Annotated in this window: 7 protein-coding genes and 1 pseudogene; 6 read left to right on the forward strand and 2 right to left on the reverse strand. The window is 62.4% G+C overall.

Annotation, left to right across the window (positions count from 1 at the left end):
• Positions 1–16: 16 nt before the first annotated feature.
• The 5 genes from BHS09_RS10185 (at position 17) to BHS09_RS10205 (ending at position 5340) form a co-directional block, all read left to right on the forward strand.
• Positions 17–1312 carry a serine/threonine protein kinase gene (locus BHS09_RS10185; RefSeq protein ID WP_140797773.1) on the forward strand — a complete coding sequence of 432 codons (1296 nt, stop codon included), beginning with the start codon at positions 17–19 and terminating at the stop codon, positions 1310–1312.
• 120 nt (positions 1313–1432) lie between these two features.
• The gene (locus BHS09_RS10190) at positions 1433–2785 is read left to right on the forward strand and encodes a hypothetical protein (protein WP_140797774.1); all 1353 of its coding nucleotides are present in this window, start codon (positions 1433–1435) and stop codon (positions 2783–2785) included.
• Positions 2786–3056: 271 nt separating this feature from the next.
• Positions 3057–4310 (forward strand): DUF2380 domain-containing protein, encoded by a 1254-nt coding sequence (locus BHS09_RS10195; protein WP_335929700.1) that lies wholly within the window; start codon positions 3057–3059, stop codon positions 4308–4310.
• Positions 4307–4777: an NUDIX hydrolase gene (locus BHS09_RS10200; protein ID WP_140797776.1), complete on the forward strand. Its 471-nt coding sequence runs from the start codon at positions 4307–4309 to the stop codon at positions 4775–4777. The genes BHS09_RS10195 and BHS09_RS10200 overlap by 4 nt, the downstream gene beginning before the upstream one ends.
• 92 nt (positions 4778–4869) lie before the next feature.
• Positions 4870–5340, forward strand: coding sequence for an NUDIX hydrolase (locus BHS09_RS10205; RefSeq protein ID WP_140797777.1), 471 nt, complete (start codon positions 4870–4872; stop codon positions 5338–5340).
• A 620-nt stretch (positions 5341–5960) separates the two neighbouring features.
• On the opposite strand, the gene BHS09_RS10210 is transcribed toward BHS09_RS10205, so the two are convergent.
• Both BHS09_RS10210 and BHS09_RS10215 read right to left on the reverse strand, forming a co-directional pair.
• Positions 5961–11189, reverse strand: a complete 5229-nt coding sequence (locus tag BHS09_RS10210; RefSeq protein ID WP_140797778.1) for a phosphorylase family protein — start codon at positions 11187–11189, stop codon at positions 5961–5963.
• Positions 11190–11959: 770 nt separating this feature from the next.
• Positions 11960–12414: pseudogene (locus BHS09_RS10215) on the reverse strand (tyrosine-type recombinase/integrase); the annotation flags it as partial.
• Positions 12415–13424: 1010 nt separating this feature from the next.
• On the opposite strand from BHS09_RS10215, the gene BHS09_RS10225 reads away from it, so the two are divergent.
• Entirely contained in the window at positions 13425–14420 is a 996-nt protein-coding gene (locus BHS09_RS10225; RefSeq protein ID WP_140789296.1) for a deoxyhypusine synthase family protein, read from the forward strand.
• Positions 14421–14566 lie beyond the last annotated feature (146 nt).

Below are 14566 nucleotides of genomic sequence, written 5' to 3' on the forward strand. Positions count from 1 at the left end.
TCGGAGCTTCCTGCCCATGTCCAATCCGTCTGACTCTCGGCCTGCCGGGAGCGCTGTCCTATTCACCAACGGCGACACCTCCTACGAGTTCTTCCGGGACTTAGGGGAGGGGCGCGTGGGTGAGCGAATCCTCCTCGCGCGGACCCGCACGCCCAAGGGCCTCGGTGACTGCGTGGTGCTCAAGTGCTTGCCGGTGCCGAAGTCCACGGACGTGACGGAGAAGTACCATCGCGCCCGTGCTCGACTGGAAGAAGAGGTGCGGTTGGCGCAGTACCTTCGTCACCCGCGCATCGCGCGCGTCCATGGCCTCTATGAAATCCCGCAGGGGCTGTGCGTGGCGATGGAGCATGTGGAGGGGCTGTCCCTCAACACGTTGCTGGCCGTTGCCCAGTCGCGCGGGCGCTACTTCTCCGAGGCGTTCATTCTCTACGTGGGCGCGGAGGTCGCGGCGGCGCTGGCCTATGCGCACGAGCGCACGGACGACGCGGGCTTTCCGCTCGGCATCGTCAACCGTGACGTGAATCCCGCTCGAATCCGCGTGGGGCCCCATGGTGAGGTGCGGCTGACGGATTTCGGTGTGGCCCTCTCTCGTCTCTCGGGGCGGCTGGCCACGTCCCTGCCGCGCCCCCAAGGTGAAGTCCTCTACTCGGCACCGGAGATGTTGCTGGGCGAGGTGGTGGACGCGCGAGCCGACGTGTTCTCCCTGGGACTGACGCTGTTGGAGTTCGCCACGGGCCGTCACCTCTACGACCCGGGCCATGTCCGCATTGAAGAGGTGGAATCGCGGATGTCGAAGCCGGAGCGGGAGCAGGCGTTCTCGGCTTCGGTGGCGTCAGTGGTGGCGGAGCTGCCTGACTTCGCTGAAGACGCCATCTGGTGCGCCATGGCATTCCGCTCCGACGACGTCGAGCAGGCCGCGCGAGGGCTCTCCGTGCCCCTTCGGGACATCCTCCACACGATGCTGCGCAGAAGTCCTGCTGAACGCTTCGGGACGGCTGCTGAGCTGGAGGTCATCTTGCGTGCCCAGTTGGCGCGGCTGGGGCCCTACACCCACGAGGATGCCTTGGGAGAGATTCAGCGGGCGCTCGCGGATGCCAGTGAAGGACTTTGGGACTTCGAGGTGCCCAGCGATGAGGGAGGCATTACGCCCCCTGTGCCCACGGGGCGGGGCGGCTACGAGCCCACGACGGAAGCGCCGTCATCCCTTGGGGGCGCGCGTCGTGCGTTGGCGGGCTCTCTCCATCCGGACGACGTGCCAACGGAGCCCGGTGCAGGCCCCCGGCGTGCGTTGACGAAGCAGCCGACCGTTTAACGGCGGCCCTCAATCCCTCTCACCACTGCTGATTCACCACCGGCCCGACTCAAGTCGATGAGCCGACCGGGAGACGTGTGTTTCTCGTGCCTCAAGTCGGGGCACGCACAGGAGGCGTGTATGCACAGGAAGCGAAGGTATCTGTCCGCGCTGTTGCTGGTGCTTCTGCTGCCGATGACGGGATGGGCCTCGGAGCCTCCCTCGCCAGAGGAAGAGGCGCCGTCCACTCCACCGGCCTCGCCCGCGCGCAGGTGGTACTACCTGACGCGCCTGGAGGCGACGACGTTTGCGCTGCTCCCTCGCGCGGGCGCTGGTGGTGATGACGGCTTCATCCAGGTGGAGCCCACCTTCATCATCGACGGTGGCCCCGAGTTCGGCGTCAACGTGGGCGCCCCAGTGCGCTTTCGCATGTGGGGTGGTGGCGAGGGCGCGGGCCTCGTGCGGCGGGAGGATTGGGACTCCCTCTCGGACTGGGGGCAACTCGTCCGTGGCCTCAAGTTCGGCTCGGACAACGCGCCGCTGGGAGTGTGGTTCGGTGGCCTGGACAGCTACAGCCTGCTTTCCGGGCATCTGGTGCGCCGCTACTCCAACCGCGCGAATCCGGACTACCACCCGGCAGGAGGCTTCCTCACTGGCACGCTGGGGCCCCTCTACACGGAAGCGTTCGTCTCGGACGTGCTGGGCGCTCGGCTGATGGGCGCGGAGTTCTCCCTAGACATGGAGCACGTCTTCTTCGGCAAGGCCAAACATCACAGCCGCTACACCCTGGCGTTGTCCGTCGTGCATGACTGGGGGCGCGCGGGTGGACGCGCAGCCTCAGTGACGCTGGCCCATGCGGACGCAACGGCGGTGGTGGTGGTGCGACCTGACTACGAGGTCCACTTGGTTGCGGGCTGGGGCGGGCGTCCTGGCGAGGGCGGCGCATGGGGGGCCGTGGCGGGCGCTGGGTTGGACGCGGGGACCGAGACACTCAACCTGCGGTTGCGGCTGGAGGCGAGGCGCCAGCAAGGCGGCTTCCGGCAAGGTTTCTTCGGAGCGGACTACGAACTGGCGCGCTTCCAAGCGGCGGGCCCGGATGGCGTGCCTCTCGCGGATGCTGGCTTCCCGGACGGCTACTCGGCTTTCGGTGAGGCAGAAGTGGGCTGGGACGCCGTCAGCTACGGGGGCCTCTACAAACACCTGAAGCTGTCGCTGGGAGCGGAGGCGTTCTCCTGGGGGCGCTTCGACGTCGACGGGCGCGTGGCGGTGCAGCTCTTCGAGCGCAGCTTGGAAGTGGCGTTGAAGGGCCTGGGCGTGGGTATGGGGCAGCCCGGAGCGCGCTACCTGGGGGCGGCGGAGGTGCGCTGGAGATTCCTGGGCGGGAAGCTCTACGCGATGGGGACAGGCGGCACATTGCTCTTCCCCACGGCGGAAGGGACGCTGCGACCGGGGGCACTCGCCTCGGTGGGCCTGGGGGTGGACAATGCGCGCTAACGCCCTGCTGGTGGTGGCGGTGCTGGCCACGGGGGCCGCTTCGGTGGCGCATGCCTCCGGGCTTGGCGGAACGTTGAGCTATGCGCCGCGCGTGGCCGTGTCTCCCGCGTGGGAAGACGCGCTAGACGATGAGCCTCCGCGTTCCTCGGACGCTTCTCCGTTCTCAATCTCGGGGCCCGAGGAGGACCAACGGCGAGCGCGCCAGCGGGGGCCACGGCACGACGCAACAGGGGCTGTGCCTGGCACTGCGTCCGTAGCTGTCGGAGGTGGAGTGCAGAGCGCCGTAGCGGTGCGTCAGGCAACCCTCGACGCCATTGATGAGGTGAAGCGCTCCCTGGAGGGCATCGAAGCCGCGCGCGCTCGACTTGCGTCGCGTCCTTCCTCTCTTGGTGGCCGGGGACTCGACGGGGTGTTTACGCGCTATCTCGACCATGGCTCCAAGCAACTGACGTGGCTTCGAGGAACGCTGGGGAGTGCCACGGCGCTGGCGGGCGTGGCGTCGGAGGTGGGGGATTCCGGCATGGAGCTGGGCATTCTCCAGATGACGGGGCCCCGGCTCCAGGCCGCGATGTTCGGAACCCTGCTGCTGGCGACCTGGGTGGACTTCCTTCAACTGGCTGATGCCTTGCTCCGCGACTGTCCCATGTGCGGTTCCGAGAAGCTGTTCGCGGACCTGCATCGAGTTCAAAGCAAGCTGACTCCGTCGCTGGCGGACCTCTCGTCTGGGGACGCGGAGCGGATAGAGGCGGCGGCGACCGCGATGCCCGTGCTGATGGGGGCGCTGACCCACGAGTTCGACACGATTCGCCGGGAGGCGCGCTCGGCCATGGAGGTGGGCGGCAAAGTCATGGTGGCGGCGCAGGTGATGGAGCTGCTCGCCCTGATTTCCACGCTGAAGATGTCATTCCCCCGGCCACCCCCAGCCGCCCCCGCGACGCTCGGCGTGGGGCTCGTCATGAGTTCGGGAGGCGTCATGGCGGGCTCGCGGCTCGTCGTCTCGGCGGAGTGGGTGGAGATGATGCGCTGGCTGGTTCAGGCGGGCGTCATCTCCCTTCCAGCAGTGAGCGCGGCCGTCCGCATTCACGGTGGGCAGGTGATGATGGCCCAGGCGCACCAGGACTTGCCCGAGGGCGTGCGAGAGGCGCTGGGGGACAGTCCCGAGGTGCGAGGCATGCGCGTGACGGGCAAGGCGGGGGCCGGAATGTCCGAGGCCCCGAAGCACCACGTGTTGCCGAAGGAGCACCGCGAGTGGTTCGAGGCGCGTGGCTTCAAGGGGGACATGGACATCGACCAGTTCTGTGTCCGGCTGGAGCAGGCCCACCACGAGGCGATTCACGGAGGGGGGAACTGGAAGCTGGGGCGCATGTGGCCCGAAGAGTGGAGTAGAAGGATTATGCGCGCGCTCCAAGATGCTGAAGTCAGCGCCGGGAGGCCGTTGACGCGACATGCGATCCTCAAGATCGTCGGTAAGAATATGAAGGCCTACGATATTCCAATGAACTTCACTCCCGGGAGAAGCCGATGACCGATGGACGCTCGTGGCAGGGGAATTGGATCGCCCGCCTGTATGAGCGCGTCCGTGAGCGGGGGTACGACTCGGTCACCGCCTTTGCTGAAGATCGTCCCACGGCATCCCTAGTCGCTCTTGCAGAGGAGCTTGGCCCGGACGACGTTGCCGGTGTCCAGGTGTTCAAAGGGCTGGTCGCTGAGGCTGAGCGCAGCAAGAAGCTCACTCGATTAGCTCGCGGACAGCTTGTTCGCGAACTGTCGGAGGTCCACCCCAACGGCTGGCCAGCCGTGCTGGATGATGATGCCCGCATGGAGGTCGCGATAGCACTTGGCCAATGGTCGGCATACACCCCGGAACCCCTCGTGGAGCGTGTAAGAAGTGCTAGCGGCGCGCTCCTCGCCAATCCTCCGCCGGCCGGCTGGCGCCCGCTCGGTCCTGACGACGAAGTTCTCCGGGCGCTCCTTCCCAACGACGAAGCCTGAACGACTGTGGTGCCCCTCCAGTTGGGGAGGTGGGGCGCCACGCTGCTACGCCGTCACTTCGTCCCGCAGACGTTTACGAAGGGGAGGAGTCAATGACTGCTGGACGTTCGTGGCAGGGAAACTGGAAGGCCCGCCTGTATGAACGGGTCCGTGAGCGAGGCTACGACTCACTCACTGCTTTTGCCGAGTTCCGTCCCACCGCATCGTTGGTGGAATTGGCCGAGGAGCTTGGGCCGGACGACGTTGCTGGAGTCCAGGTGTACGATGGCCTGGTGGTCGAGGCGGTGCGAAGCAAGCAAGTAACCCGCTTGGTGCGTGGACAACTTGTGCGCGAGCTATGGGGGAGCCTCCCCGATGGGTGGCCGGTGGTGCTCGATGACACGAGTCGATTCGCGGTCGCAAAGGCGCTTGGCCCCTGGATTGCCTATACCCCAGAACCGCACAAGGAGCGTGCACGCGAAGTCAGGACGTCGCTCCTCGTCAATTCGCCCCCTGCTGGCTGGCGTCCTCTCGGTCCTGACGACGAGCTTCTCTTGACGCTCCTTCCTGATGACGAAGCCTGACCGTCAGTAGTGGCTGGCGAATCAGAGATGGAACTGCGATGTGCCTCCCAGGGTGCCCTTACTGCGTGGTTCGCGGCGGTGCACTGGGAGGACAGTGAGGGATGGGTAGGATGACAAGCCTAAGGAGAGTCAATACGACAGCGAATAACAGCGGTCCTGATCGGGCATCTCATCACCTTGTCCGTGGATTCTAATTCATGCTTCTTGTCGATTTCTGAGCGCGGGCGATTACGGAGCGATTGTTCGTCATTCCGTCTTATCTCGCATGATGTGCAGCATGGCTTATGCTCAAGCGCCCGACTAGCTCGTGACCGCGGTTGGACCGCAGCGGGAGTTAGACTGCAAGGATGGCAAGGAGAGTATTTGTTTAGGTTGGGAGTTGTGCCTCGCAAGTCATCGGGCTCAATGTCGCCGCCCGTAGTAGTGCGGATCGAACCAGCAGAGGTCCGGCGGAGTCGAACTCGTCAATCCAATCGCGGAACAGTCTACGACAGTCGACTTTGAGGCCGTGGCACTCGCGAAGCGTGGGCATGAACATCTACACGTACCATTATGACGAGTGGCATACTGGGTTTGCCGTCCCGTGTGCCAAACGCACCAGAGATGCGCATGAGGACAGATCACGAGCCTGCTTGCTGCCCATGCTTGGCTCTCGCACTGCGTCGCGGTAGTCGCGGGCGTCGGGCGGGGGCTGGGCCTGTTGGGAATCGCGAATCGATCTCCTCAAGAGTTGCTCTCGCCGTGAATGCGTTGATGCGAATCATTTGCTCAAAAAGGTGAATCCCAAGGTCGCGTGTTGGGCCACCAAGTCGATGGAGGGTGATGGAGATATTTACCAGTTCCGGAGCGGAGTGTGCTGCGCTTGTTCTGAGGTCGCCGAGGTCATCAATCAAGTTAGTGATGACGCCATTCGTGAGCTGACCAACGACAACGGCATGTTCGGGGAGCAAGTCCTGTAGTTGGCTGGCTAGAAAAGTATTGTCTTGCTTTCCTGCCTTGCAGATGTGCGCAGCCATGGTTTCGAGGAGGCTCGCCACCTCAATTGTGTCGCGTAAGTTCTTTGCCAGTCGAAAAATGTCGAGGATAGCACTCCAGAGCTTTGGGTCTGCCTGTGGGATCAGAGTGATGAGGACGGCGTTCGCTCGTGCGCGGAGCTTGGGGTCTTCCCAGAGGCGAGCGGCACTGAATGCGATGCCGATCTTGCGCTCAGGTGGAGTGTTAGATGCCAATCCTTCATCAAGCAGGCATGTCGCCCAGTCTAGAGTCGGATGCACGGCTGCAACGAGGGTGCTTATCTCGCCTAGGACTTGCTGTAGCCAGGGCTCCTCCCGCGCGCGCCAGGAGTACAGGAGCTCCCGTACTTGGTCGGGGGCCCACCAATGTGCATACCCGAGAAGGTGGACTGCATCGTGGCTCTCAGCAATCTTTGGGTATCGGCGGAAAAGTTCGTCTATAAGACGTCCTCGCGCGGCCTTGTCTGTTGGGTTGATATAGGGCAGGTAACGTAGTAGTGCCCGCCAGACCTTTGGGTTCTCTCGTCGGGCGAGATGCCGTTCCCAGATTTCAACGATTCGATCATGTTCTCCGCGCACAATCAGGGTGCGGGTTAGCGCCTCAAGGGTCGGAAAGTTTCCGTGCGGCAATATGGTGAAATGAGTCTTGTCCCATAGAATAGGGCGGACGCCCTTCGTCTCGTCCTTCTTTCCCAGTCCTCGTATTTCGTCGTCATCTGACTCTGGTGCGTCCGGATCGGAAGCGTCGCAGAGCCAGCCTTGCAGGAGCGTAATCACCTCCTCATCAATGACCACATTCCGGCTTGCTAGACGCTCGATAGCGCTTGCCGACGAACTTCGAAACTCCTCGCTATAAAATCCGCGGCGTTCCGCATCAATAAGGGTTGTAACAACTAAAGTGGGGGCGGCGGTTTCTGCGATAGCTCTGAGGGCCATGCCGACCGCACGCGAACCGAAAAAGGGATCAAAGCGGGTGATGAGGCGTGTTGCACGCTCCGGTTGCTTTTTGGCGAAGTCTGCGAAGGCTTGAGACAGTTGCATGTTGCCACCCCGCATTGAGTCGCGGGGGTGTCGGGTTTCAGTCAGGTCGGGCAACGTGCGAAAGGCATTAAGTATGTTGTCGTCGGAAGCCTTGAGCATGGCTTCAGTGCTCATTGGTGAGTCGATTGATCTGAAGCTTGGTATTGGTATTCTAGTTCGCTCGTCCTGGAATACCCGGGCCTCTTGTCGGATGTGACTCCTAACTTCCTGGTCGAGGCTCTCTTGCGGAAGAGCCTTGAGCAGACCCAAGCAGTGAATGCGCAGGCTGCGGGCTCTGATTCGCATGCGCTCTGCATTCACCTTCGTCCCCCCTGGTGGTCGATAAGTGCGAATACGTCGGACGAAGGCGACAAGCATCTTTTGGGGCCAATGAGGACTCGCAGCGCGGATAAGGGCTCTTGTGGTGCTCGATTCGTCGGCGTAGTTGCCTAAATAAAATCTCCGACTGTCCGCCATGAGGAAGTCGAAGGCGTCTTGCGCGTATTCCTTTCCATCTTGCGCTAATGAGTGCGCAAGGAGACGCTGAGCAGGCACTACCTCCAAATTGATGGTCTGCGCTATCCAAGATCTTAGTAACTCTGGAGTCTTCGCCAATCTCTCCGCCGCGATCGCTAAGGCACTGAGAATATGGGACTGCTGATCAAAATCGCCGGATTCATCCTCGTGGAAGTGGAAGTTCAGTGTCCAGTTCAGAGGATAGGTTTGTTGATCTGGCTCCGGCGCGGCTCTGAGTGCGATGGCGTCGACGACGCGTGTGAACCATGGCCACATTGCTGCCATGAGCGGCTCCGGCGCGGTTTCTGCGAGAACTGAGAGGACAGCCCAGTCGTGGCGCTGTTCGATCAGTTCCTTCAAAGGCCTCATCGTAGAATGTTCGATGCGCCAAGCTAGCTCGTCGGCTGTCTCTGTGTGTGCGGGGATTGGCGTCTTTGCATTTTCAAGGGAAGCTTGTATTGCTACAGCTAGGTCCTGATCCAAGCGCGCACGAATAAGACGAAGTGCAATCGTGGGCTGGGTTACTCCGAGATGGGCAGCGACGCGCTCAATGTGATAGGTGGCAAGCGGCGTTCTGTTCAGTATTGCAATTGCCAACTCTGTAATCTCATCGGACCATTCTGGTAAATCTGCGATAACTGTCCAGCTATGTTCGTCGAATCTTGAATTTGGTGCCCAGTGTTGCTGGATCAGTGAAAGTACCCTTGTGGGGGAAAAGTTCCAGGCTTGTTGCAATGCAGTCGTGACAAGCCATGCGGACTCTTCGCGTTCAGTCATTGCCGATGCGATAGCTGATCCGGCTATTGCGGCGAACCATCCAGGGCTTCCGGTGATAGCACTGAATGCCAGAGCGCGTTCCGGGCCTGATTCCAGAATTGGCTTCATGAGACGCCGCTCTGATTCAATGGGGTCTTTCTGCTGTCCCATAAACTCGATCAGTAGCAGTTTTAGATGCGAGCGTAGACTCCTTGAATGCCAAATTGCGAATAGCTCGCTTTCATAGGTGTTTATCTCTGCGTTACGTAGATACGTAAGCGCCACCCAGAGCTTTGGCCTGAGAAACAAGGAAGATTCCCGACCGGTCACGTAGGCCGACAGCCGCCCCTTCCCACGGGCAAAACTGCGCGCGAGTACATAGTCGTAGAGCGTCTGATGGCTGAATCCGATGGCGATCCCGTCGGCAGATGGCTTTAGTATCTCAAGTCGCTCCAGATCTCGGAGATCTTTGGCGTGGTCGTCGTAGCGCGATCGGGCGAGCCATAAGCTCTCTTCCTCTGCCATAGCATTGGCGATATCTGTAGCCAATCCAGCTAATCTCTGGCCGTGTGATGCATGTAGCACGCGATCAATCCAGAGTCGCTCCAGCATGGCTTGGTAGTTCTGGAATGGCGCTGTCGCACCGCTATCCGCAAGGCGCAAAAATATAGCTAGGTGCTGTGGTGTTCGGAGGGTTTCTTGGGCATCCGTGGGCCAGCCCTCTGGGTTGAGATTGCGGGCGGTGAGCACGGGCATGACCTCCTTCCATGGGGGGAGGTCAAGGTTAAGGGTGTCCGCCTCAATCGAGCGTAGTCGCACGTCGTGATTAAATTCGAAGGTGCGGGCCGAGACGATTATGTGGATATTGTTGCGCCGCCCGAAGCGCCGGATCAAGTTTAGAAGTACGTTCAGTCGGCCGGTCTTAAGGTCCACAAATCCTGCGAGAGCATCTAGTTGGTCAATGATTAATACGATAGGCCCAAACCCGGAGAATTGCGTCAGCAGCCGAGAAGGCGTTTCATCGAGCATTAGTTGGCGCTGGAGCCCTGCTTCGTCATTGATCTCCGGGTCCAAGACATCAGCCTTAACCCCCAAGACTGGCCAACCTCGTGCGATAATCTCCTGGGCCGCACGGGCTAGTAGGGCGGACTTCCCTGCGCCAGGAGGGCCAAGCACTGCCGTCGCGCTGCTGTCGAGTTCGTCAATCTTCTGCAGGAGTTGACTGAACTCGGGGCGCTCAAATCGCGTGCCGCCCGGCAGGGCTTGGGGCCACGCGAGGAGGTCATGTGAAGCCTGCTGAAGGCTCGTCTTGGTCTCCTGCAGGTGGTTGAAAGCTGCTTCCTCAATGCCACCTAAGAGGTTGAATCCTTTCGCCTTTATTGCATCGAGAACATCCGACCCGGAAAGCAGCGCTAGAACGTCAGTTTGTGCAGTTACGAAGACCTGTTCTGCTCCTGCCTCAATTCTTGTGACATCCAGCGTGTCATCGCTGGTGGCCTCGCGGAGGGCGGCGCGAAGGGCCGCAAGGCGTTCGGGCGTGCCGTCGGCGAGCGAGCCTTCGAGATTGAGTACAAATCGGAGCCGACGGGACGCTGTGCTTGGGGGCCGTTCAGTGCCCATCTTGACAGGATATTCGTCTCCGAAGGAGTCTTTGATGGGTAATTGCGAGGCCTCTGCGCTAGGAAGCTTGTCGTCGCCAGGACGGAGTACCCCTTGAGTGGAGTGTCGTGACTTGAGCGAATTTGGGGCGAGGGGGCCTTCTTTCAATAGGCCGATAGAGTAGGCTGCCGCGACATCGCAGGCGTAGGTGCGCCAGAGTTGCTTTGTCTCAGCGTTGCCAATGGCGTCAGCTAGATCCGAAATTCCCCTGATCATCAACATTCCGGGGCGCAGTTCGGTCTGATGCAATACGATGCTAAGTGCGCCACCCTCCATTTCAACGCCAGCAAGCTTGGAATGCGCCTCCTTGAACTTCGCAATGATTTCGGGCGAGGCGATGACGTCTCCACCAGAAGCGAAGAGGCCGGTGCGTCGTTTCGGCGTCCCAGGGGTGGGCCGTGCGGCTTGCACGAGATCTTCCCACCCTGTGGGGAAATTGACTGCTGCGTCGAAAAGGCTGGCATCCACCGGAGCGCTCTTCCAACGGATGTTGCGATTCCCGTTCTCCTCGAACTTACCAAGCGCATAGTCCTGGATTTCGGAGGCTACCAACACATCCCCAAGTTGTACCTCTCCCGCGATCCCTCCAGCGATTCCTACCATCAGAACGCGGCGAGGCTTCCACCGCTGCACAATTGCCGGCGCCTTGGCCGCCGCCTCGATAGGGCCCATTCTGGCGAGCGACGTTACAATCAGGCGATAGCGGGCCTGATCCTCTCGCCGTGACTCAATAAAGGCTTCATAGTACGTATGGGGCTCCTCCCCAACGCGGTCGAGTTTGCGGTACCCCGGGAGCTTCGACAGAACCGCGTCACGCTCCTCCTCCAGCGCTGTGAGGATAATGAAGTCAACCTCTGAATCGGAGGTTTGGATTGTCGCGTTCACGGATGGGCCATGGATTAAGAGGAGTGAGTCCCATACTAACCCCGAGGCGCATCGCCACAGACGATGGAAGCGCTCATCCGTGGAAACGAGGCCTCTGGAACCCGCCAGACACCATCAGAAACTAGCCGGGTGTTGCTGTACCCAGGGGGCTCATTCGGGTTGTAGTGGGCGCAGAGGCTCGACTGGACCCGGTTGAGAGCCGCGAGGATTCGAGGGAAGGGAAACTGAATGGCTACGCGTAGGGCAAATACCCAGGCACGCCGTGCCCCACCTGGCTCGACGCCGCTCCGCTATGCGTGTGGCCGAGGTCTCTCTGATCGCCTCATGCAGCCGAATCCCCTTGGCTGTCTCCTCCGGTACTCCGACTTGTCCGGCTGCCCCTCTCGACCTCCACCTCATCTGGGCACAAGTTTCTGTCAGCCTCCCCTCGCTGCGCGTGGGCTCTGGGAGTTTTGTAGCTCGCTTTGGTGAGTGGTTTGATCCTGTAGAGTTGTATGTGCCCCCAGTGTGCCCCTCCAGCGTGGTTCGAGGTGGCACCTGGGGGAACGTCATGGGACGAGGCGGGATGACGAACCCGAGGAAATTCAAGGCGATAGGGGGTAACAGCGCGTCCTGCCTAAGGTTTTCTATCTGCCTACCTGCGGGTTCGATTCCCGCCGCCTCCACTGTGAAGAATGAGCCCAGCAATCCAATCGGGTTGCTGGGCTTTTTCTTTGGCCTCGGTGCCTCATGTGTCCGCTGTGTGCCCCTGCGGTGTCTCTGGTCGGTTCGGCCTGGAGCTGGGGCATGGGTCGGTCGAGCTGCTGTACCGCGCTCTCCCGGGCCTCCGGCGCGAGGTGGGCGTACCGCATGGTCATCTCGATGGTCGCGTGGCCCATCAGCTCCTGGATGACCTTCATCGGGACACCGCGCATGGCGAGGTGACTGCCGTAGGTATGGCGCAGGTCGTGCCAGCCGATGCGCCCCTGCTCGCGGCTGATGCCCGCCGCCCGCAGCGCACGCTGGAGCGGCAGCTTCATCAGGCCAACGGTGAGCGGCTGGCCGTCCTGCTGGCAGAACACGTAAGGGCCTTGCCGAAGGTGAGGAAGTCGAAGGCGGGCTTCTCCGTCCGGAAGAGCTTCACGCGCGGGACGTGGGCGATGACGCCCTGTTCCTGCGCCAGTGCGAGTAGCTTGTGCAGCACCGTGAGCACGTTGTTGATGGACTTGAGGCTCAGGAGCTTCGGGCCGGTGGTCTGCTCCCCATGACGGGGCCTCCCGAGCGATACTCCCGGCCGGTGGACAGACCGATTGAACCCCCTTGGGGTCCACGCCTGCCCAGGCCGCGCTCCCATCAGGTGCGAGGCAGGGGCCGCCGACCTGGTGGCTGTCTTGCGCCTCAACACCCCGCGGCCTGGGGTGGCCCTCGTGCCGGGGCCAACCACGCACAGGCCGTGGGCAAGCCCAGGTGCTCCAGAATCGCCCGCACCCCGGGGGCCCCCTTCACGTACGCCAAGACCCTTAAGCCTGCCTCCACACCTCACGCAGGCGAACACGTCAACATCGGACGTCCTCCTCCGCAGCTCTGCCCAGTCCACGTAAGAGTTCACCGTGCCCTGTCGTGCCGGACTCCCTGGGGGGCGTGAAACCTCCAGGCCTCGTGAAATAACTGTGCACTGATGCCACGCCCCCGCTGCGATGGCACGAGGTCGTAGAGGGCGCGCGTATCCGCTTACGTCCGGCCTCGCGCTCACCCCCGAGTTGACCGGCGAACGCATCGTCGAGAAGCGCGAACGCGAGCCCCTCCGACATGAGGGTGGCTTGGTGCGAGAGCCAGGCGACGTACCGCTCCGCATCAAGGGGATTCAGAGAGCTGATTCCGTGGTCCTCAAGCGCCGCGGCGCGTCTGTGCTCCCGGTCAGAGAGGTGACTCGGCAAAGGGCAGGGCGTCGTGCCGACACCGCTTCAGCTTCGGGTTTCTCAGCCTTTTCAAGCGAGGAGCCCCTACATCACGCCGCAACCTGGCATGGGCCGCAGGGGGGCTTGCACCATGGGTGTTCGTTTGATACGCGAAATCCTGCCGGTTCCAGACGGTGTGGCGCGTGATTGTCGCCTCCGCTGCCGGTGCTCCATCCGAATGTTCGGAAAAGCTGGCGGGCTCGCTTGTGCTGCAAGGCGCGGCGTTCCCTTCACTTCGTCCGTCCGTGCCGTCCCCGCCGGGGGCGGAGCGGGCGTCTTCTCCATTCGAGGACATGACATGACCATTTCCGTTCGATGCGTGCTGCGGCACCACTTCCGGCACTTCAACGCCCGGACCCTCGTGGATGCAGCGGACGCCTGGGCGGCGCACGCCGATGACGGTGGCAAAATGATGGTGACGCTCGCCGGTGCCATGAGCACGGCGGAGCTGGGGATCTCGCTCGCCGAGATGATTCGCCGCGACAAGGTCCACGCGATCACGACCACGGGCGCGAATCTGGAGGAGGACGTCTTCAACCTGGTGGCCCAGGAGCACTACGTGCGGGTGCCCGATCCCCGCAGCCTCACGGCGGAGCAGGAGGCCGAGTTGCGCGACAAGGGGCTCAATCGCGTGGCAGATACCTGCATCCCGGAAGAGGAGGCAATGCGCAAGGTCGAACGCCCCCTCCTCGAGCTCTGGCAGAGGGCGGAGCGGGACGGGCGCCGCCACTTTCCCCACGAGTACCTCTACGAGTTGCTCCTCTCCGGCGCGCTGGCCGGCTCGTATCAGGTGGATCCCCGTCATTCGTGGCTCCTGGCGGCTGCGGAGAAGCGCCTTCCGATCTTCGTACCGGGATGGGAGGACTCCACGCTGGGCAACGTGTTCGTCGCCAGCGTGATGCGCAAGGAGCTGGAAACCTGGAGTCCAATCCGCGGCGGCGCCGAGTACATGGCGGCCCTCGCCGACTGGTACCGGGAGACCTCCTCGTCCGCGAAGGTCGGCTTCTTTCAGATCGGCGGGGGGATCGCCGGCGACTTCCCGATCTGCGTGGTGCCGATGCTGCGCCTCGATTTGGAGGAGGAGGTCCCCTACTGGTCCTACTTCTGCCAGATCTCCGACAGCACGCCCTCGTTCGGCTCCTACAGCGGCGCACCGCCCAACGAGAAGATCACCTGGCACAAGGTCGACGTCGACACGCCCCGCTTCGTGATCGAGTCCGATGCGACGATCGTGGCGCCGCTGATCTTCTCGTACGTCCTCGACTGCTGGGGCATGCGCCAGAAGACGGGCTGAATGAGCGGCTCTGGAGACCCTGCCGACGTGGTGCTCCGGCTCGGGCTCCACAAGCTCTCCGCCATCGACTCGGGCGTGCGGAGCGGCTCCGCCGCCCGGGTGCTGCCCGCCAGCGCCCGGGGCGCGATTCGCATGGGACACGGCCT

The organism is Myxococcus xanthus (assembly GCF_006402735.1).
Taxonomy (GTDB): Bacteria; Myxococcota; Myxococcia; order Myxococcales; family Myxococcaceae; genus Myxococcus; species Myxococcus xanthus_A.

Coding starts and splice junctions, on each gene's coding strand:
- BHS09_RS10200 (WP_140797776.1), top strand. CDS start 4,307: ATGACCGATGGACGCTCGTGGCAGGGGAATTGGATCGCCCGCCTGTAT.
- BHS09_RS10205 (WP_140797777.1), top strand. CDS start 4,870: ATGACTGCTGGACGTTCGTGGCAGGGAAACTGGAAGGCCCGCCTGTAT.
- BHS09_RS10185 (WP_140797773.1), top strand. CDS start 17: ATGTCCAATCCGTCTGACTCTCGGCCTGCCGGGAGCGCTGTCCTATTC.
- BHS09_RS10225 (WP_140789296.1), top strand. CDS start 13,425: ATGACCATTTCCGTTCGATGCGTGCTGCGGCACCACTTCCGGCACTTC.
- BHS09_RS10190 (WP_140797774.1), top strand. CDS start 1,433: ATGCACAGGAAGCGAAGGTATCTGTCCGCGCTGTTGCTGGTGCTTCTG.